This window comes from Paraburkholderia sp. 40, from assembly GCF_050434105.1.
Lineage (GTDB): Bacteria > Pseudomonadota > Gammaproteobacteria > Burkholderiales > Burkholderiaceae > Paraburkholderia > Paraburkholderia tuberum.
In genome coordinates, this window is sequence record NZ_JBNPVY010000003.1 from 1,022,903 (window position 1) to 1,042,813 (window position 19,911).

At 62.0% G+C, this 19,911-nt stretch carries 12 protein-coding genes and 3 pseudogenes; 4 read left to right on the top strand and 11 right to left on the bottom strand.

All coding sequences use genetic code 11. From position 1 onward, the window contains the following. Window positions 1-270: 270 nt before the first annotated feature. On the bottom strand, window positions 271-2,577 hold the full coding sequence (locus OKW28_RS20220; protein WP_429448304.1) for a WD40 repeat domain-containing protein: 2,307 nt from the start codon (window positions 2,575-2,577) through the stop codon (window positions 271-273). 550 nt (window positions 2,578-3,127) lie between these two features. Between OKW28_RS20220 and OKW28_RS20225 the strand changes: the two genes are divergently transcribed. Next, complete coding sequence (locus OKW28_RS20225; RefSeq protein ID WP_429448306.1) at window positions 3,128-3,391, top strand: hypothetical protein; 264 nt, start codon at window positions 3,128-3,130, stop codon at window positions 3,389-3,391. Window positions 3,392-3,581: 190 nt separating this feature from the next. On the opposite strand, the pseudogene OKW28_RS20230 reads toward OKW28_RS20225, so the two are convergent. From OKW28_RS20230 to OKW28_RS20255, 6 genes and pseudogenes are all read right to left on the bottom strand, one after another. Next, window positions 3,582-4,720 (bottom strand): annotated as a pseudogene (locus OKW28_RS20230) (IS3 family transposase); the annotation flags it as partial. A 629-nt stretch (window positions 4,721-5,349) separates the two neighbouring features. After that, a complete protein-coding gene (locus OKW28_RS20235) occupies window positions 5,350-6,480 on the bottom strand; it encodes an IS110 family transposase (RefSeq protein WP_429448307.1) in 1,131 nt (376 codons plus the stop codon). Window positions 6,481-6,670: 190 nt separating this feature from the next. After that, complete coding sequence (locus OKW28_RS20240) at window positions 6,671-8,452, bottom strand: winged helix-turn-helix domain-containing tetratricopeptide repeat protein (RefSeq protein WP_429448309.1); 1,782 nt, start codon at window positions 8,450-8,452, stop codon at window positions 6,671-6,673. Window positions 8,453-9,431: 979 nt separating this feature from the next. Continuing rightward, a complete protein-coding gene (locus OKW28_RS20245) occupies window positions 9,432-9,998 on the bottom strand; it encodes a DsrE family protein (protein WP_429448311.1) in 567 nt (188 codons plus the stop codon). 1,044 nt (window positions 9,999-11,042) lie between these two features. Further along, window positions 11,043-12,764 carry an IlvD/Edd family dehydratase gene (locus OKW28_RS20250; RefSeq protein WP_429448312.1) on the bottom strand — a complete coding sequence of 574 codons (1,722 nt, stop codon included), beginning with the start codon at window positions 12,762-12,764 and terminating at the stop codon, window positions 11,043-11,045. Further along, window positions 12,761-13,482, bottom strand: a pseudogene (locus tag OKW28_RS20255) (aldehyde dehydrogenase family protein). Before OKW28_RS20255 ends, OKW28_RS20250 begins: the two are co-directional and overlap by 4 nt. A 26-nt stretch (window positions 13,483-13,508) precedes the next feature. Here OKW28_RS20255 and OKW28_RS20260 point away from each other — a divergent pair. Next, window positions 13,509-13,875: pseudogene (locus OKW28_RS20260) on the top strand (hypothetical protein); the annotation flags it as partial. 248 nt (window positions 13,876-14,123) lie between these two features. On the opposite strand, the gene OKW28_RS20265 reads toward OKW28_RS20260, so the two are convergent. Then, window positions 14,124-14,909: an IclR family transcriptional regulator gene (locus OKW28_RS20265; protein WP_018422624.1), complete on the bottom strand. Its 786-nt coding sequence runs from the start codon at window positions 14,907-14,909 to the stop codon at window positions 14,124-14,126. Window positions 14,910-15,036: 127 nt separating this feature from the next. Between OKW28_RS20265 and OKW28_RS20270 the strand changes: the two genes are divergently transcribed. Continuing rightward, window positions 15,037-16,380, top strand: a complete 1,344-nt coding sequence (locus OKW28_RS20270) for an MFS transporter (protein WP_429448314.1) — start codon at window positions 15,037-15,039, stop codon at window positions 16,378-16,380. A gap of 4 nt (window positions 16,381-16,384) precedes the next feature. Then, complete coding sequence (locus OKW28_RS20275; RefSeq protein ID WP_429448315.1) at window positions 16,385-16,831, top strand: type II 3-dehydroquinate dehydratase; 447 nt, start codon at window positions 16,385-16,387, stop codon at window positions 16,829-16,831. A 67-nt stretch (window positions 16,832-16,898) separates the two neighbouring features. Here OKW28_RS20275 and OKW28_RS20280 read toward each other — a convergent pair whose 3' ends face one another. The 3 genes from OKW28_RS20280 to OKW28_RS20290 are packed head-to-tail and all read right to left on the bottom strand — an operon-like array spanning window position 16,899 to window position 19,844. Further along, window positions 16,899-17,246: an NIPSNAP family protein gene (locus tag OKW28_RS20280; protein ID WP_184023786.1), complete on the bottom strand. Its 348-nt coding sequence runs from the start codon at window positions 17,244-17,246 to the stop codon at window positions 16,899-16,901. Then, window positions 17,243-18,964, bottom strand: coding sequence for an FAD-dependent oxidoreductase (locus OKW28_RS20285; protein ID WP_429448317.1), 1,722 nt, complete (start codon window positions 18,962-18,964; stop codon window positions 17,243-17,245). The genes OKW28_RS20280 and OKW28_RS20285 overlap by 4 nt, the downstream gene beginning before the upstream one ends. Before the next feature lie 34 nt (window positions 18,965-18,998). Continuing rightward, window positions 18,999-19,844 carry an SDR family NAD(P)-dependent oxidoreductase gene (locus tag OKW28_RS20290; protein ID WP_429448816.1) on the bottom strand — a complete coding sequence of 282 codons (846 nt, stop codon included), beginning with the start codon at window positions 19,842-19,844 and terminating at the stop codon, window positions 18,999-19,001. Between the last annotated feature and the right edge of the window lie 67 nt (window positions 19,845-19,911).

The window sequence follows — 19,911 nt, forward strand, 5'->3', positions numbered from 1 at the left end:
AGCGGGCCCGGTGTCAAGTGAGCAAACAAGACCCTCGACTGCCTGAGCGGCCGATTTCGATTGCACTGGCGGATTCAACCGGTCGATGCAACGCAATGAACGCCGGATGAGCGGCTCACGGTGCAAAGGAAAACATGAGCGGACCTACGAGTAGGCGATGGACCTGCTCATTGCCGCGGACTTCGATGTGAAGCTAGTCAGGAAGATTGGCAAGCAATTGGTCGCGCTGGCCAAACGTATCGTTGCAGCTCGCTCCGACCGGTCGGCGAGTTACGATCCACATACGTTTTCGCCCCGGCGCCCCCGTACGAGAGAAAGAGCAGCTTCATCATCGGTTGTGAGCAGGTTTGCTCCCACGAGCCTTTCCCTACACACGGCTTTAGCCAGGCTCTGACCTCGCTTCTGCATGAGCCATCGGATAGGCCACACCCGCGCGGTCTGATCCGCGGACGCAGTTACCACCCGCTGGCCGTCCGGGCTGAAGGTGGCGGAGCTTACCGGTCCCTGGTGCCCGCGGAGCTGCGCGATCACTTGGCCAGTCGCCATGTCCCACACCCGAGCGGTCCTGTCCGCGGACGCGGTCACCACGCGCTGGCCGTCCGGGCTGAAGGCGGCGGAGAAAACCGGTCCCTGATGTCCGGTGAGCTTCGCGATCACCTCGCCGGTCGCCGCGTCCCACACCCGCGCGGTCCCGTCCACGGACGCGGTCACCACGCGCTGGCCGTCCGGGCTGAAGGCGGCAGAGAAAACCGGTCCCTGATGCCCACCGAGCTGGGCGATCTGTTTGCCGGTGGCCGCGTCCCACACCCGCGCGGTCCCGTCCGCGGACGCGGTCACCACGCGTCGATCGTCCGGGCTGAAGGCGGCGGAATAAACCCGATCCTGGTGCCCGCTGAGCTGCGCGATCTGCTTGCCCGTGCTCGCGTCCCACACCCGCGCGGTCCTGTCCCTGGACGCGGTCACCACCCGCTCGCCGTCCGGGCTGTAAGCGACGGAATCAACCGGGCCCTGATGCCCGCTGAGGAGCAAGATCTGTTTGCCGGTGGCCGCGTCCCACACCCGCGCGGTCCCATCCCTGGACACGGTCACCACCCGCTGGCTGTCCGGGCTGAAGGCGGCGAAGCAAACCCACCCCTGATGCCCGCCGAGCTGAGCGACCTGTTTGCCCGTGGCCGCGTCCCACACCCGCGCGGTCCGATCACGGGACGCGGTCACCACCCGCTGGCCGTCCGGGCTGAAGGCGGCGGAAATAACTGAGCCTTGATGCCCTCTGAGCAGCAAGATGCCCATCGCCGCGTCCCATGCGCGCGCGGTCCTATCACGGGACGCAGTCACTACCCGCTCACCGTCCGGGCTGAAGGCGGCGGAATTCACCGGCCCCTCGTGTCCGGTGAGCTGCACGATCACCTGGCCGGTCGCCGCATCCCACACTCGCGCCGTCTTGTCATCGGACACGGTCACCACGCGCTGGCCGTCCGGGCTGAAGGCGGCGGCGCTCACCGGTCCGCGATGCCCAGTGAGCTGCACGATCGCCTGGCCGGTCGCCGCGTTCCACACCCGCGCGGTGTTGTCATCGGACGCTGTCGCCACGCGCTGGCCGTCCGGGCTGAAGACCGCGGAGAAAACCGGTCCCCGATGCCCGGTGAGCTGCGCGATCACCTGGCCGGTCGCCGCATCCCACACCCGCGCCGTCTTGTCATCGGACGCTGTCACCACGCGCCGGCCGTCCGGGCTGAAGACCGCGGAGCTTACCGGTTCCCGATGCCCGGTGAGCTGTGCGATCACGTGGCCGGTCGCCGCATTCCACACCCGCGCGGTCCTGTCTGCGGACGCGGTCACCACGCGCCGGCCGTCCGGGCTGAAGGCGGCGGAGAAAACCGGTTTCTGATGCCCGCTGAGCTGCGCAATCTGTTTGCCCGTAGCCGCGTCCCACACCCGCGCGGTCCTGTCCGCGGACGCGGTCACCACGCGCCGGCCGTGCGGGCTGAAGACGGCGGAATAAACCAGATCCTGGTGCCCGCTGAGCTGCGCAATCTGTTTGCCCGTAGCCGCGTCCCATACCCGCGCGGTCCTGTCCGCGGACGCAGTCACCACCCGCTGGCCGTCCGGGCTGAAGGCGGCAGAATAGACCAGATTCTGATGGCCACTGAGCTGCACAATCTGTTTACCCGTGGCCAGGTCCCACACCCGCGCTGTCCCATCCCAGGACGCGGTCACCACCCGCTTACCGTCCGGGCTGAAGACGGCGGAATCAACCGCATTCTGATGGCCGCCGAGCAACGCAATCTGCACTGATGCTTGCGCGCCACGCATAAGCTCAAGCTCTGCTTCTACCGATCCCGGCGAGAGCCAACCGTTGCCCATCGCCAGCATCGCGAAGCGCATTGCGCGGTCATAAATTCCCGCGTCGTTCGCCGTCGTCGCGGCCGACGCCAACGCAAGGGAAGTCTGGCGTGCGACCGTCCGAGTCTGGTGAATGATCCACCCGGCAGTCACAATTAGAATGAATGCGATTGCGCCAATCAGTACCTGGATGCGTCGCTGCGCGCCCTGTCCGTGCCCGCTCTTCCTTGACATGGGCTTGATCCTCAACGATTTGTTGCAACTGCGACTTGCGCTCCGCGCGTGCAACCTCCTTGCGCCCGCAGCAAGTCCATCGATAGGAAAGGTCGTCCGCGCCGAGCCGAAAGCAATTCGCACATGGCCAATTCGCAAAGAAATCGCTCGCCACACACCGTTGCCCAGACGTCTGAGGGCTCCCGGTCGCATCGTCTCACGCCACACCACGCACTCGATTCCAGGAAACAGCACATCAGTGCGCACCAGTGTCCGCTGACAAGGGAGCAAGCTGCCGTTGATGTAGCGTCGGCACCAATGACCGGAGTGGGTGGCGGATTCAACCGGTGAATGCAACACTCCCACTGCACACGCAGCTTTCAGTGTGTTGCATCGACCGGTTGAATCCGCCGTCGATCCCGGCCTCTCGTTGCCACGGCGAAAAGCACGCCGCTCGCTCAACATACGCAATCACCGATCCAGGCACGACGCCGATAGCCACGTCGGTCCCGCCGATGCCCGGCCTTTCTGGCCTAAGATATTTCAAAGGAGCATCCGTGCGAGGGGCATCATGAAAGCACTTATCGTTGCTGCGACATTGGCGGCTGGCTGTTCCATCACCTATGCGCAGAATTACCCGCAGGGAGCGGTGGCTGACCAAAGCATGGGGGCCTATAGAGCGCAATTGGAAGCGCAGAAGCAACAGATCGAACTCCAGAACGAACAACTCCAATTACTGAAACAACAGCGCGACCTGGATTTGCTGAGGCAGCAGCGCGAACTGAATTCGCTGAGACAACAGCGCCAATTTGACTTGCTCAGACAGAAGCGCTAGATCGCTGTGTGAGGTTGACCCGGTTCGACGGACGGATTTGCAGCCTGCGATTTGATGCGATCTAACCTCCGTTGAGTGTTGAGTCGCGGGTTGTCCACGGGCGGGCGGCGGGTCGCCTCTCACGACCATGACGCTGCCCGCCGGTGGACAACCCGCAAGGCGATACGGTTTGCCTTTTAACGTTGAGGTTTTCGAATTCAAGCGGCGAACGATAGCCAATGCCGCTGTGTAAGCGGCGTACGTTGTACCAGCCCTCCAGGAACCAGAAGATGCGTTGCCGGGCCTGTTCACGAGTCGCAAAGAGTTCTCGCGAGAGTAGCTCCGCTTCAAGCGTGCCGAAGAACGATTCGCACATCGCGTTGTCGTACGCGTCGCCGGCCGTCCCCATCGACGGTTGCACACCGGCTTCGCGGCAGCGCCGTCCGAATGCAATAGAGGTGTATTGGCATCCCTGGTCCGAATGTAGAATTACGCCCTCGTGGCGTCGCTGCAGCAACGCCATATCGAGTGCGCGCAGCATCAGTTCGGTGTCCAGATGGCTTGACATCGCCCAGCCTACAATTCGGCGACTGAACACGTCGAGGACTACGGCCAGATACAGAAACCCCTCGCCAGTCGGGATGTAGGTGGCGTCCGCCACCCACAGCATGTTTGTCGCCTCCGCGCAGAAGTGCCGACGCACCAGATCCGGAGCGCGCCGAGCCCCCGCGCGTTGCCGCGTGGTGTGTGGCCAGCGCCGCCGGCTCGCACCATGCAGGCCGGCCAGGTGCATCAGACGTGCGACCCGCTTGCATCCCACATGCACGCCTTCCCACGCGAGCTGCGCATGGATACGTGGCGCCCCATATGTGCCGCGTGAATTCGCATGCAGCGTGCGGATGCGCTCGAGCAGTTGCGCATCGCTACACGAGCGTTTCGATGGCTCACGCACCAGCCATGCGTAGTAGCCGCTCGCGGAGACCCTGAGCAGCCGTGCCATCGTGGCAATGGGCCACCTGGCCCGGTTCGCTCTCATGAATCCGTACCGCCCTTCGGCGGAACGGCTCCCGTCTCCCTCGCGAACCAGGCCGCGGCCTGCGAGAGAATGTCCCTTTCCATCTTCAGTTGCCGGTTCTCGCGACGCAACCGTGTGAGTTCCTGCCGCTCGGCCGTGGTCAGCCCGTCGTGACGCACACCCGCATCGCGATCGGCCTGCGCGACCCAGTTGTTGATCGTCTGTTCGGTCGGCTCGAACTCGCGCGCCAGATCCTCAGGCGTTCTTCCGGCCTTAACCAGCTCGACCATGTGAGCCCGGAATTCCACAGGGTATGGGGTACGATGCCTGCCCATTTTCGACACCTCCTGATCAAAAGCATAGGTGTCCGTTTTCGCGGGTCAACTTCAGTGAGGCGCGGCACACGCCTCAATATCCGGCTGAGGCGACTCCCGGCCATGAGGCGTCAATCGCGTGCATCGTTGCTGGGACATTCAGACGTCGGCTCCGCTCAGTAAGCGGCCGGTCCGCTCGCGACTATGAACAATGCCAGGCAGAACATTCGAGCACTCGGAGCTGCACGAGCTTGAGCCGAAGTCGGATTGCGTTCAGTCCGCACGGACATAGGCGAAGATGATGTCGCTGTACGGCTCTTTGAGGGTCGCGACGGCACACGCGTCGTTGTGACTGTTCCCTCGCTGATATGACTCCCAGTGTCAATCTGGATCGGTTTTCACCATTTACTCCATGGTCAAAGCAAATTTCCTGAAGGCGGCGTAGCAGTAAAACTCGACGGTGGATCACGCTGACATTCGCGGGTTGGTTGCCGCATTACAGAGGTCCGTCTCATGAGCCTGCCGCTTCCTTACTACGCAAGTCGACTGATGCCGTTGCCAAACGTGGTCGCGGGTTACTCGAATACCGGGCTGCGCCGCCTTCAGGAAACTGTTGATACTGGTTGGTCTTTTTACGTACAGCCCTTTGTTCATGCGGATTGCGCGCTTGGCGGTAAAGCCAGCGTCATTCCCAATCGGCCGACGTCCCAGATGAAGCCCGCCAGCTCGCGTGCAATAGCGATGATGGCCACGTGCGCGGTCTTCCCTCTGGCGACGAGCTTGCGATATCGCCTGCACAGTCTTAGTTGCGCGTCCCAGGCACGGTCGATTATCGGCTTGGGTAGCCCTTCATGCCGGCGCTGGATGTCAATGCTCACGCGGGCAGGATGGCGGTAACTCCAGGCGGATTCGACCAATAGCTTGCGCGCATAACTGTTGCCTGTTTTGGTAATGCTTCCTTGGCGTCGCTTTCCGCCTGAGGAGTGCTCAGAAGGCGTCACGCCGAGCCACGCCATCAGCTGTCGCGGATGCTCGAAGCGCGACAGGTCACCCAGCTCGGAGACCAGGCCGATCGCCGACGTGAAGTTAATCCCGCGCACAGCCTGCAACGCGAGTACGACCGGGTAAAACCGCCAGCTGGTGACAGATTCACGCAATGCCAGTTCCAGCCTTTCACATTGCGCGAGCCGGTCTTCGATCGTGCGCCGGTGTTCATTGAACGCCAGTTGTTGCCATGCGCTGTCGAACGAGAACGTACTTATCCAGCGTCGGTGGGTGGGCCCCCAGTTGGGGTGACCAAGGTAACGAACGCCGTGGGCAAGCAGAAACGATTTGAGCCTGCAGCGTGCGGCCTTCAGATCTTCTCTGGCAGCTGACCAGGCGCGTGCCAGGTCTCGGAACGCTTCGTCTTCAACCGATGGCACATGTACGGCCGAGAGGTCGCCGGCGCGTAGCGAACGCACTAGCTTGATCGCGTCGCGACGGTCTGTTTTGACGCGATCTCCCGGTTTCCGTGGAATGCGTGACGGTGCGCAGACCATGCAGTCGAAGCCTTTATCGATCAGCCTCCTGTACAACCCATATCCGCAGGGCCCCGCTTCATAGACAAAGCAGATGTGCCGCGCCTTTGTTTGCAACTTCTTGCACAACCGGTCGATATCAATATGCATGGCGCCGACCTTGCCAAACAGTTCAACTTCGCTCATGCCGATCGCGTACGCAACCGTGATCGAATCCTTATGGACATCCAGTCCTACGTACAACGTGCTATCGTTTTCCACGCTGGCCTCCGTGTCGGAACAGACCGTTGAGCGGTGGCTCCGTCCCCACTCAATGCGGCTCTGGCGGCAATGCTAACCCGCGCTTAATTCCCCTCGGCGGCCAGCCTTGCCGAACGGGAGTCATACTGACTTACTTAACCGTGATCTGGAGCCTCAAGTGCGCGGCGAGCAAGATGGGAAGCCTCCTTCGTCATTCCGGCATACCCGCTTTGCGAAGTCCATCATAGAAGCGCTCGCGCTGCGCGAGGAATACCGCGTTTTTTGAATGCTCGATGGTCTTCAAACCGCTAATCGTGTGAATTTCGATGAGTTGTTTGTATCGTTCCAGATTCTCATGCGCTTTTTCATCGCGTCCGTGGAGCGCGTCGATGGCGGCCATCCACAGGTACGCGAACCCTACCCGAGGGTTTGCCGTAACCATCTTCTCCAATTCCGCGTAGGCCTGATCGTCGTTTCCAAGGTGGAATTGGGCGATTCCTGCGATCAGATGTGCCGACGCCGCCCGGAATTGATCCTTCGGACCCAGGCGAAGGGCCATATCGACATGTCGCTGCGCTTCTTCAGCGTGCCCGAGTTCGATTCTGATTAATCCAATCCGCACATGAGCGAACACAAAACTCGGATTCAGGGCCAGGCAGGTCTCGAACGCGTCTTGAGCGGCGTCCAATTGGCCGAGTAGGTATAGCACTTTGCCTTGCGCCACATGCGCGTACGGATTGTCCCCGTCGAGAGCCAGCGCTCTGTCAGCCGCATCTTTAGCTTCGCGAAGCTGATCCTGCGGGTAAGGGACATGCCCGTAGAAGATTACGTCCGACAAGGCGAGGCTCAGTCCGGCCCACGCCGAAGCCGACTTCGGAGCTGTTGTCAGTGCTTCACGAAACTCGCGCAAGGCAGTCTCAAACTCCGACCGCGCCGAAGCCCGCCGCAGCGTCGCGAAGCCTCGCATGGTATGTTCGATCGCCTCCCGTGGCTCCGGGCCAGCTGTCCCCCAGCCGCCGATGACGTCCTTGGTCCGAATGTCGAGGGCATACGCGACGCGCGGTCCCACATCGCGTCGCCAGTTCCATTGCGTCTCATTCGGGTACACGAGCGTGTCGGCCCACAGCACGGCACCGGATTCTGCAGACACCAAGCGAACAGCAATACGGACTTCGCCCCCCGAGCGCCATACACTTCCAGTCACGACGAAGGGGACCTGAAGTTCCTGGGCTGCGCGGTGCGCATCTGACGCTGTGTCGCGATACATCTGTGTCGAGTTCTGAGCGATGACTAGCGTATCTGGCAAACGCGACACATCGGCGATTACGTCGGCCGTGATGCCGTCGGCAAAGTAAGCTTGAGATGCATCGCCGCTCAAATTTGTAAACGGCAGCACGGCAATTGTTCGACGGGTCGCCGCGATGTCATTGGCGCGATGTCCCACTGTCGCTTCCCGCGTCCGCCACCATGCCCAGACACCGCCACCTGCGAACGCTGTCAAGCTGCTTGCTAGCACCAATACGAACCGTCGTCGGTTGATGCCGACCGGTGCCGAAGACGGAGAGGGCGTGACGGCCGGCGGTGCAACCGGGTACGATTCACTTACGCCCGTTTCATCAGGTGCCGTGGGTTCCACGGGTGCAAGCTCGAGCATGTAACCGCGACGGGGCACCGTCCGAATCACCTTCTGGCGTTGATCGCCCAGCGCCGCGCGCAGTTCACTGACGCACTGTACCAATGAGTCATCGGTCACAATGACGTCACGCCACACGGACTGGATAATCTCGTCTCTGGCTAGGAGACGACCAGGATGTTTCGCCAGGTATGTCAATAGTGCAAACGTCTTGGGGCGGAGCGGCACCGCCCGCCCGTCGACACGCAATTCGCCCCGGTCGATGTCGACCTCGAATCCCGGGTAGCGCAACACGCCCGGCACCACCGCCCTGTCGGTGGCCAACATCGTTGCCACGTTCGCGGGAATTTCGGCATTCATTCGTCATCGTCGCGCGACCCGACGCCCCACTGGCTGCTATGTGCCCATCAATATTAGGTCGCCGTGCGACGGTTGGCACACGAGATTGATCTCGATCCCCGCCGGGAACTGAGAGGAACGACCAATCCGAACCGAGCGCGCCGTGAAACGCGGCCGCCACCTGGTCAACAGTGGTGATGGGCGGCGATCGGGAGGCTGACGTACAGCATGAGGTTTTGCGCTCATTGGCCGCCCACGTCGTTTGATTGCGGCAATAACCGGCCCGCCGCCGGCATCGCGGCGGCACTGTTTGCAGCATGACTGCGGCAGTTCCGTCGGCATTCGCGCATGCCGAACCGATAGCAGCCATACACCCCTTGGCAAAGGACAGTAGAACTGCCGTTCCGTGAGATTCTCGTCTGCGCATTCGGCCAGTTGTCGAATGACCTCGGGGCGAGACATCGCGTCGTCAGGCGTCGGCTCATTGAGTGCCGCCCATTATTCATCGATGATGGCAATCGCCAGTGGGCGACGACTCGCCCGCGAATGGTGGAAAGCGATCGCCAAGGCGTAAGCTTCCTCGAGCGTAGACCGGTACTCGTCCGATATGGCAGCGCTCGTCAGGTGGGACTCTGTCTTAACAGGCACCTTTCGAGGCGCGAAATGCCGCAGTGAACCACTGGATCTGTGCCACCTCCATATTTGGCCGCGACTGCCGACGCCCGTATCGATCCCCGTACCCTGGTAACCGCGAACCGATTCGCGTCGTATTCCTGACGCTTACGCACCTCATCACTGTCGCGCGCGTCGGCCGCTGTGTCGGCCTCAACGACGATGTACTCGCCGGACCTGAACCATACCACCCATAGTGGCGGGGTATTATCGAGTTTATGACGCTCATCCGTCGACGGCGTGCGTCCAGCACAGCCGCCGAGCCGATCATGAATGAAAGCAGCCTCTTGTTGAATGAAAACATGGATGATTCTCCCGATGGCGAAGGTCAAAGCGGCATAAGCACGTAGCCTTGCGTTTCGAGCGTCGTCACGGTCGTCAGAGCGGACAGCGCCAACGTGACGTCGGGCGCGACCCAGCCGTAGTCGAAATGATGCTCGGCCACTGCTTGCCCGCACACGGCGACCGTCACACCGGCCTTTTTCAGCTCGGCGATCAGCGGCAGGTTCGGGTTGGCAACCCCGTACGCGGCGCGATAGTGCGCATCGTCGAGCACGAGCGGGGTCGCTGCGCCGGAGGCCACCGCGACGAACTTCAGATGTGACACTGGCACGCCGGCTGCCGCATACAGATTGACGGTGCGCGCAACGCGGTCGAGCCCCGGATCGACCGCGTCCGGCGTTTTCGCGGCCTGAGTGAGCGAGAACACGATCTTGTATGTGTGGTCTGGCTGAGGTTTGAACGCGGCATTGGGCAGGAAGTGCACCCGACCGTAGTTCTCGATCGTTGGTGTCGTCCAGTAACCGTCTGGCACCCTTTCCTGCGCCTGCGTCGTACCCGACATAGCCGCGACGCCGATCAGCGTGGCGGCTGCAAAACCCTTTATGATCTTCATCTTCGTTCCTAAAAAAAATTGCACGAGCGGCAGTACGCTCACGATGCGAACGCGCGCTCGACGATGTAGCACCCGGGCGCCGACTGGCTGGCGTTTTCGAGGCCGAATCCTTCGAGCAACGCGCGTGTCCGTCTAATCGGCGATCGCATAGTTATTTCCTCGGACAGTAGCGAAGATCTTGAGCGGCGCGCGACGCTCGTTGGCTAGACCAGCGTAGGTCGCGGGGCGCGGTGCCACACGATCGTATGCCGAACGAATGCCGAAAACGCTCCGAAAGTTGGCTCCGCGACGGTACGGAGCAGATCTCGCGTTCGCAGCGTCACGTACTTGTCTCGGCACGGCGGCGTCTTGTCCAACGTTAGGCAGAGTGAATTGCGGAAACTCGCCGAAACGTGCAGCGACGGAACCATCAGCAGCGCCGCCGCTGGCGTGTTCCACCACCCGAGATGTGAAGTAGATGTCGACCGCGGGGAGCTGCGTGGCTTCGACGATGGGACTGATAGGCGGCCGCGAAATCGCCGTTGAGTTCGCCGCTGATACCGACGTGGATCTGGGATGCTCGTAACTTCAACGACGAAGGCGCGCTTGTACTGCTACGCAGAAACTTTCGCCATCGTCGAGATGGGTTTCAAGATCCAGATGCTCGGTCGCCTTCGCAGTGACGGTTCCCGGCTCCGTGCGGAGAATGGGCCTCACGAGCGCATGAATGACTCATGGACCTTGGAGGCTGCCGTTCACGTTACACGGCTCCAACGGCCGGAGAGGGTCGACACTCGACGATGGCGCCGCCATCGAACAGGCTGCGGCGGATGGTCGGTTGAACCGGCTCGTAGTCCGCAACCCAGCGGGACCCGATACCCCTTACATTTCGCTTCTTTTCCCCGGTGATCTGCTGGGTCGCCTCGAAACACTGTGGCCCAGGCAATCCGCAATCTTCGACGACACCTCTGGTGAGGGATGAACTCTTCGTCGTTTGCGCTTGATCAGGCGCCGAACAGATCGAGTCGCGCGGGCGCTTTGGTCAGGGAGTAGAAAAAGCACCCGCTACTTAAGGTCTTCGGAAGGAAATGCGGTGAGGAAATCAAAGTCGCACCCGGCGGCGGCAGAGAGCACGTGATCGTGATAAAGACGCTGGTAACCGCGCGCATATGTCCCTTCCGCCGGACGAATCTCAGCGGCACGACGCGCCAGCTCGACCTCGTCGACCAGTAGATCGATCCGCTTGTCCCGCGCCGAGAGCCGGATCCGATCACCGTTGCGCACCAGCGCCAGCGGGCCACCGAGCGCCGCTTCTGGCGTCACGTGAAGCACGATGGTCCCATACGCCGTGCCCGACATGCGCGCATCTGAAATCCTCACCATGTCCTTCACCCCCGCCCGCGCAAGTTTCTGCGGAATCGGCAGATAGCCGGCCTCGGGCATGCCTGAAGCACTGCGCGGCCCCGCGTTCTGCAATACGAGAATGTCGTCCGCGCGAACGTCCAGACCGGGGTCGTCGATGCGCGCGGCCAGATCTTCGAGCGAGGTAAATACCACGGCACGCCCTTCATGTTCGAGCAGTTCGGGAGTAGCGGCGGCGCGCTTCAGGACCGCACCGCCGGGCGCCAGACTACCGTTTAGAACAATCAGCCCGCCCTCGGGACTGACCGGTTTCTCCGTCGAGCGGATCACGGCCGTATCGATCGGATCGGCAAGCGGCCTGTTCAAACGCTCCTCGAGACTCTGCCCGGCGATATCGCGACAAGTCAGATCGAGTTGGGGCATCAGTCCGCGCAGAACGCCCTCCAGCCCGCCGGCTGCATGGAAATCCTCCATGTAGCCGTTGCCTACCGGCTTGAGATCCACGAGTACGGGCGTTTCATCAGACAGCCGGTTGAACTCGTCGTAATCGATCTTCAGTCCGATACGACCAGCAATCGCCGCCAGATGAATCACGGCATTGGTCGAACCGGAGACCGCGAGCAGCACGCGCAACGCATTGCGCACCGACGCGGGCGTCACGATCTCGGCCGGTTTCGGTCCGCCATTGAGGGCCATGCGCGCAACCAGCGCTCCGGTTTCTTCGCAATTGCGCAGACGATCCGCGTGCACGGCCGGAATCGCCGCCGAACCGGGCAGCATCATGCCCAGCGTTTCCGCGATCAGCGCCATGGTCGACGCCGTGCCCATGACCGCACACGTTCCCGCCGTGACGGCCAGACGCCCCTCCACTTGCCTGATCTCCTGCGCCGAGACTTTCCCCGCGCGGAAATTCGACCAGAAGCGCCGGCAGTCCGTGCACGCGCCAAGCCGCTCGCCGCGATGTCGCCCGGTCATCATCGGACCGGCCACCACCATGGCGGCAGGCCGCTCCGCGGAGATCGCGCCCATCAACATCGCCGGCACGGTTTTGTCGCATCCGCCGAGCATCACCACCGCATCCATCGGCTGGGCACGAATCATTTCCTCGACGGCCATCGCCATCAGATTGCGATAGACCAGCGAAGTCGGCGAAAGGAAGACCTCGCCAAGCGAAATCACCGGAAATACGACCGGCAATGCGCCAGCCGCGAGCACGCCGCGTTCGACCGCCTTGATCATTTCGGGAAAGTGGCGATGGCAGTTATTGAAACCGCTCTCCGAGGTGCAGATCCCGACGATCGGCTTGTCGAGCGATTCGCCGGTGTAGCCCATCGATTTGGCAAACGACCGGCGCAGATAGCGCGCGAAGTCGTGATCACCGTAGTTCGTCAGGCCATTGTCCAGACCACGCGGTTTTTGATTCATGTCCCATTCCTTACGATCAGGCGATGACGAATGTATTTGGGCGTCAGGTAATCCAGTACGCCGAGGCTGCCGCCCTCGCAGCCAAAGCCCGATTCCTTGACGCCGCCGAAGGGAGCCTCGGCCGTCGCCAACAGCGTTTCATTGATGCCGACCGTGCCCGCCTCGAGCGCTTCTGCGGTCATCGCGGCCAGTGCCGAATCGTGCGTGAAGACGTAGCCTGCCAGACCAAATTCGGTTGCATTGGCGCGCGTAATTACCTCCGCGACGTCATCGAAAGCCGCAATCGGCGCAACGGGTGCAAACGGTTCCTCGCACATGATCCTCGCGTCGTCGGGAACGTCAACCAGCACGGTCGGTTCGATGAAATGCCCTCGTTCGAGATGGGGCGGCCGTCGGCCGCCAGCCAATACTCGCGCACCACGGACGCGGGCATCCTCGATCAGTGACAGTGCTCTCTCCACCGCGCGGGCGCGAATCATCGGACCGAGGGTGTTTCAGGGTCACGCCTTCCCCCTATCCGGAGTTCCCTCGCAACGGCCGCAAACGTCTCCGCGAACGGCGTCAGGAGCGAGCGGTGCACATAGAAACGCGACGGCGAGATACAGACCTGACCACAATTGCGGAACTTGGTCGTTGCCAGCTTTTTCGCGCTTTCCACGGGGTCCGCGTCGGCATGGACGATCACGGGTGCATGTCCGCCCAGCTCGCCCAGCTCCATCGTAACCTTCTTCACATGATCGGCGACTCGAGTGGTCGTATGGCTGGTCAGCCCCGGCCGCGCAACGGCTGCGCTTCCTGCTCGACTTCGGCTACGCGACGGGGCTGCGTGCGAGCGAACTCGTCGGTGCGACGCTCGGACACGACGAGACCAATGCGCGCGCGGGGACCACTGGTTGCGCGTGACAGGCAAGGGTAAGAAGCTCGCGCGCGTCGCGCTGCCGCCGCTTGCGTGGGACGCCCTCGCCCGCATGCGCTGGGGCGCGGTGCGGAACTGACCACCGTGCGGGACAATCTGCGGCACGCGTCTGTATCGACGACGTCGATCTATCTGCACAGTGACGAAGTAAAGCGGGCACGGCAGATGAGCGACGTGTTTGCTGTACGAAAGTGAAGTCGCTTCGATGGAAGCGTGCTATCCCGGTGCCAACCAGACATAACGCAGCGACGGCAAGTCGTCGTGGCCGCCTTTGTAAGCGGGTTTTGGGGCGAAGCCCGAGTGTGATGGCAGCATGGCGCCCGACCGTTAGTTGCGCATCCGACAGGAAGACGTTCGGTCATCTGCGCCAACGTATCGGAGACCGCAGTTCGGCGCGAAGCGGACCAAGTTCGCCGGTCGGATGGCTTTACACTTGGGTCTCGTCATCCCTTGCCGAGCGGCGGCCGACTCGGGAATCCCGCCATATTGCTCAGCTGGGCCAGTTCATTCGCCGCCTCGCGCAGCAGCATCGAGTACTCGTGAATCTTCTCGGTCGTCAGCCGCACCCGCGGACCGGCCAAACTGATGACGCCGACGCAACGCGAGCCGCTCACCACGGGCACCGCCACCGCTGACATGCGCGGGGCAAACACCTCGTCGATCATCGCGTAGCCACGCACGCGCGCAGCGTGCAGGAAGCCCAGCAGCGCCTTGAGCGTCGTCGGCGCATTGGGTCCAAACTCATTGGGCTGTCCAAAACCCTGCTTCAAAACCAGTGCCGCCGCCTGTTCGTCAGTCATTGTCATCAGCCATGCGTGTCCGGTCGACGTGCATGAAAGTCGTGCTGCCTGGCCCATGTCAGGATCGTAGCGAAAGCCGATGCGCTGTCCGTCCGCCTTCCCCACCCAGATGATTGCTTCGCCGTCCACCAACGACAGCCGCGCCAGTTCACCTGTCTGCGCAGCGACGCGTTCGATGATCGGCTGGGCGATATCCGCGATGCCCGTCAGGCTCAGGAATTCCAGCCCGTTCGACGTCATACGCATTGTCAGAATGTAGCGGCTGTGATCGACCAGTTGCCTGACATAGCCGCCTTCGATGAGCTCGGCGAGCACGCGGTGGCACGTGCTGCGAGGCAGGGACAAAGCGTCGGCAATCGCCAGAAGACCCGCGCCTTCGGCTTGCGTCGCCAGGAAATCAAGAATTCTCAGGCCGTTTTTGAGCGACATTTCGCGTGATTTTCATTATGTGCAATGCAGTTCCGGTGCGGAACGCCTCGCTTTCTGAGCGCAAACAATAGCACTTGTTCGTCGCCAGAAACGAACGGTTCGACATATGAGGAATTCAGGAGACAACATGTCATTTTTTGCTGATTCAAACCTTGCCGCGGAACAACAGTCCGTGCAGGCTCACTTGATGGCGCGTCGGGCGGTGGCAGGCGCAACCGTCGGAACGGCGCTCGAATGGTTCGACTTCGCGCTGTATGGTGTGGTCGCGGCCACGATCTTTCCAAAGCTGTTTTTCCCATCGCTGGACCCGACCGCCTCGCTGCTCGCGTCGCTGGCTAGTTTCTGGGCAGGGCTTGCCGCGCGCCCGCTTGGCGCGGTGATCTGCGGGATGCTCGGGGACCGTTGGGGACGCCGCAAACTGATGCTTATCACCGTGTCGGTAATGGGAGGTTCATCGTTCCTGATGGGGCTGTTGCCCACTTACCACCAGGTTGGCATCCTCGCGCCGACGTTGCTGGTGACACTGCGCATCATCCAGGGATTCGCGCTTGGCGGCGAGTCGACGGGCGCGCAACTGATGGCGGTCGAGCATGCTTCTGCTAACCGACGCGGTTTGTATTCGGGCCTGCTTGGCATCTGCTCGCCACTCAGCCAGATTCTCGCCAACTTCTCGCTCTTTACACTGGCCGCGTTGCTTTCATCGGACGACTTCGACTCCTGGGGATGGCGAGTCCCGTTCCTCGCAAGCTTTGTGCTGGTGCTGCTGGGCATCTACATCCGCAGGAAGGTTAGCGAGACACCCGCCTTCGAGGCGCTCAAGAGGACTGCCGCTCCCACACGCGCTGCCAATCCGCTAGGCACCGTTTTCAAATATCACTGGCGCACCGCGCTTCGCCTGACGCTGTTCTTCTGTGGTCCGGCCGCACTGTTTTATCTGATCGTGGTTTTCTCGCTCAGCTATCTGACGAAACACCTCGGCGTACCAAAGCAGACCGGTTTCATGCTGCTGATGGTTGCGAATGTCTGTGCCATCGCGGGAGCGCTGGCGGGCGGTTATCTGAGCGATCGGATCGGACGCAAACGTGCGCTGATGATCGGCTCGTTCTGCACGCTGATCTGCTGCCTGATCTACTTTCCGATTCTCAACCAGAACTCGATCGCCATGACGATGGCCGTGATGGGCGCCTTTCTCGGCTTCACACAGTTCCAGAGCGGCATCCAGCCGGTGTGGTTCGCCGAGTCATTTCCGACCGAGGCGCGCTACACGGGGTCCGCACTGTCGTACTCGGGAGCCAACCTGCTCACCGGCGGCCCGATGCCAATCGTCGCCGTGGCGCTGCTCAATGCCTTTAACGGTTCCCCTTGGGCCATCGTAGCGGTCTGCGGCTCGCTGAACCTGATCTCCTTCCTGATGATCGCAATATCCCGGGAAACCAAAGACACGGCCCTGGAACGCTCTTCTACACACTGACACCATGACTCGCAAACTCTACATCCTCAATGGCTCCAACCTGAACATGCTGGGCGCGCGGGAGCCTCATCTTTATGGCAGCACTACGCTGAAGGACATCGAACAGAACTGCCTCGCGCTGGCCGACGCCCTCGAGTTCGACTGCGTATTCCGACAAACGAACAGCGAAAGCGGGTTGATCGACTGGATCCAGGAAGCGTTCTTGCAGGACGCCGCGCTGATCATCAATCCAGCCGGCTTTTCATTTGGTCGGATTCCGGTGCTCGACGCAGTCAAGCTCATCCGCCGACCAGTAGTGGAATTGCATATCACCAACATCCACCGACGCTCGGAGGAATATCGTCACTCGACGATTTCGGTGGCGGCTACCGCGGTAATTTGCGGGGCTGGCGCAAACGGATACTTGCTGGCAATCCGCGCGATTGACGATCTGTGGGGCAACCAGACCTGAGCCAGTTCCTCCATTCATGAAGCACGCAGGGCTCCTCGATGGAGCCCGCTTCGGCCGCAGCACCGGCTTACTCTGCGACGCTATCCAACGCGGCGGCACGAATGAGCCGTGTCTCTTGTGCCGTGATCAGATGGCCCGATGCCTTGAGATAGGCGGGGAAATCCGGATGCGTATCGCGTGCAAGGCACCGTCGTTCGTAGTCTGCCAGATCGTCATACCCCCACAGGTGGGTGAACTGGTTCTGCGGCCCGACCAGACTGGTCCAAAAACCGAGCGGATGTCCAAGCGTCTCGAGCAGGATTGGCATGGCGAGCCTGTCAAACACGTCGAGAAACTCGGGCATCTTGCGCAGCGCGATCGTGTAGACCCGGAAATCCAACAGGGGCTTTGCCAGATACATGGGGCGGGTGCTCATGCGTACACCTTCTCTTTGGAGGTCATGGCTTTGGTGGCGATCGCGTTACCGGTGACATAGCCGAACGTCATGTTCGGCCCATGGGTGATACCGGCGCCCGGATAGTTGCCGCCCATCACGCTGCGCCGGTCATTGCCGACCGCGTAAAGGCCCTCGATCTCGCTGCCGTCGGCCCGCAGCACCTCGCCGGTGACGCTAGTCCCGAGGCCGTCGAACGTGCCCAGATCGCCCATCACGACCTTCACCGCATAGAAGGGGCCGGTCGCAATAGGCGCAACGCAAGGATTGGGCTTGTTGTCCGGATCGGCGAGATAACGGTTGAACGATGTGCGACCGCGATGGAACGACGGGTCTTCTCCGCGCTCCGCATCGAGATTGTAGGCATGGACCGTCATCTCAAGCGCATCGGGAACGATCCCGCAATTGCGCGCCAACTCGCCGATCGTCTCGCCCTTGATCAGGTAGCCTTTGCGCAGCAACGGCCCCACTGGCATCGGCGCGGGCTTGGCATATCCCAGTCCATACTTGCCCAGCGCCACCTTGTCGCAGATCAGCCACATCGCCGTCTCCCGCTCACCCTCGCAGGCGCGCATCAACGCCGCGCCGACATCGTGATAGGAGTTCGATTCATTGGTGAAGCGCCGACCGCTCCGCAACACGCCAATCACGCCGGGCTTATAGCGGTCGAGCAGATGCGGGAATACGCCAGTGCGGCCCTTGCCGAAGGGCACCTTTGAGACAGGCATCCAGGCCGACGCATCGGCGAAGCCGAGCTTCACGGCACCACCCACCTTCTCCGCCATGGTCAGCCCGTCGCCGGTATTGCTGACGGGCGTGGGCGACAGATGCTCACCCCCACGCTTCACATGCGGATAGACCTGGGCGATACGCTTGAGATCGTGCGGGAAGCCACCACAAGCCAGCACGACGCCGTGCCGTGCGGTGATCCGAAGGTCGCCGTCCGCTACGGTCGCGCGCACACCGATCACCTTGCCGTCCTCGCTCAGCAGTTCCTTCACACGCGTCGACGTGAGGATCGGAATGTCGATCGCCAGTGCCGACTTCGCGAGCCTCGCGGCGAGCGCGTTGCCGCTCGTGACGTTGATCCCCCGCCGGTAGAGCGCCAACTCCTTGACGTGCGTTGCCAGACGGCGGGCCACATAGAGGAACGAAACAAGGGACCTGGTCGCGCGAAAGAAGTGCTTGAGGTCCGCATTCGAGGAATTGAACATCATTCCCATGAACGTGATCGTCTCGAGCGGCGGCTTGAGGCGGCGCATGTCCTTGCCCAGCCCGCGAATGTCATAGGGCGCGGCAAGGATCGAGCGGCCGATGTCGACGCCGCCGGGCGCATCCGGGTGATAGTCCGGATAGAGCGTGGGCACGAACTTCATCTCGGTCTCGCGTTCGAAGAACTCGACCATAGCCGGCCCGTTCTCGATAAAGCACTGGACCGCGGCGGCATCGAAGTTGTTGCCCGTCTCGCTCATCATGTATTCGCGCACGCGCTCGACGGTGTCAGCCGGGTTCTGCTGTCGGCCGTATTTGCTCAGCGGAATCCATAAGACCCCGCCCGACAGCGCGGTCGTACCACCGAACACGGGCTCCTTTTCGAGCACGATCACATCGAGGCCGCGCTTGCGTGCAGTGATCGCAGTGGCGAGGCCCGCGGCACCCGATCCGACCACGACCAGATCGCAAGTGATCTCCTTGGTCATATCCAATCTCCTTATCGTTATGGTGTGATCCAGCTCACGCGGCCGGGGTCGCGTTGAAACCGGGGCGCGGGACCATGTCCATCAGCATGCAATCGAGCCCGCCGTCGACGAGCAACTCCGCGCCATTGACGTAGGCAGCCAGGTCAGAGGCGAGGAACATGGCCGGGCCGGCGAGATCCTCTGGCTCGCCGATGCGGCGGCTCGCGGTGGCGGCGGCGCGGCGAGCCTCGAAGCCGGGCTCCTCATAGAACTTCGCGGACAGCGCGGTGCGGATCATGCCGGGCAGCACGCAGTTGCTGCGCACCCCGCGTGGGCCCCACTCCGCCGCCAACTGCCGCGAAAGCAGCAACACGCCCGCCTTGCTCGGGCTATAGGAACCGCTATTGGTCTGCGGATTGAGCCCCGCAATCGAGGCAACATGGACGATACTGCCCTTGCCCGCCGCCAGCATGTCGCGCCCGAAAGCTCGAGCACACGGGAGATAGCCGGTCAGGTTAACGGCGATGGCCTGGTTCCAGTCCTCGATCGAGACCGTCTCGAGAGTTCCGGCGCGCAGAAGCCCTGCATTGTTGACGAGCGCGCCGGCTGGCCCTAGCTCTGCGCGAACCTTGTCAGCAGCTGCGGCAACCGAGGCTTCGTCCGACACGTCGCAGCCGATCGCCTGTGCCACCGCACCGGCCTTCCGAAGTTCGGCGGCGAGCGCTTCAGCGCCGCCAAGATTCCGATCCACAAGCGCCACATGTGCTCCGACTTCGGCGAAGGCGCGTGCGATGCCGGCACCAATGCCGCTGCCCGCACCCGTGACCACGCAGACCTTTCCGTGCAGGTTCAGCGCGTACGGGGTCAACGCAGCTGCGCGATTTTCAAGTTCCTGTCTCATGTAATTACCTTCCTGAAATTTGTATGCGATTACGCTTCTCTGAAATTCGTATCGCCATTGAACGCCT

What these genes read in the sequence shown, in the direction of transcription:
- OKW28_RS20220 (WP_429448304.1), bottom strand. Translation starts at nt 2,577, where the DNA reads ATGTCAAGGAAGAGCGGGCACGGACAGGGCGCGCAGCGACGCATCCAG.
- OKW28_RS20225 (WP_429448306.1), top strand. Translation starts at nt 3,128, where the DNA reads ATGAAAGCACTTATCGTTGCTGCGACATTGGCGGCTGGCTGTTCCATC.
- OKW28_RS20240 (WP_429448309.1), bottom strand. Translation starts at nt 8,452, where the DNA reads ATGAATGCCGAAATTCCCGCGAACGTGGCAACGATGTTGGCCACCGAC.
- OKW28_RS20245 (WP_429448311.1), bottom strand. Translation starts at nt 9,998, where the DNA reads ATGAAGATCATAAAGGGTTTTGCAGCCGCCACGCTGATCGGCGTCGCG.
- OKW28_RS20250 (WP_429448312.1), bottom strand. Translation starts at nt 12,764, where the DNA reads ATGAATCAAAAACCGCGTGGTCTGGACAATGGCCTGACGAACTACGGT.
- OKW28_RS20265 (WP_018422624.1), bottom strand. Translation starts at nt 14,909, where the DNA reads ATGTCGCTCAAAAACGGCCTGAGAATTCTTGATTTCCTGGCGACGCAA.
- OKW28_RS20270 (WP_429448314.1), top strand. Translation starts at nt 15,037, where the DNA reads ATGTCATTTTTTGCTGATTCAAACCTTGCCGCGGAACAACAGTCCGTG.
- OKW28_RS20275 (WP_429448315.1), top strand. Translation starts at nt 16,385, where the DNA reads ATGACTCGCAAACTCTACATCCTCAATGGCTCCAACCTGAACATGCTG.
- OKW28_RS20280 (WP_184023786.1), bottom strand. Translation starts at nt 17,246, where the DNA reads ATGAGCACCCGCCCCATGTATCTGGCAAAGCCCCTGTTGGATTTCCGG.
- OKW28_RS20285 (WP_429448317.1), bottom strand. Translation starts at nt 18,964, where the DNA reads ATGACCAAGGAGATCACTTGCGATCTGGTCGTGGTCGGATCGGGTGCC.
- OKW28_RS20290 (WP_429448816.1), bottom strand. Translation starts at nt 19,844, where the DNA reads ATGAGACAGGAACTTGAAAATCGCGCAGCTGCGTTGACCCCGTACGCG.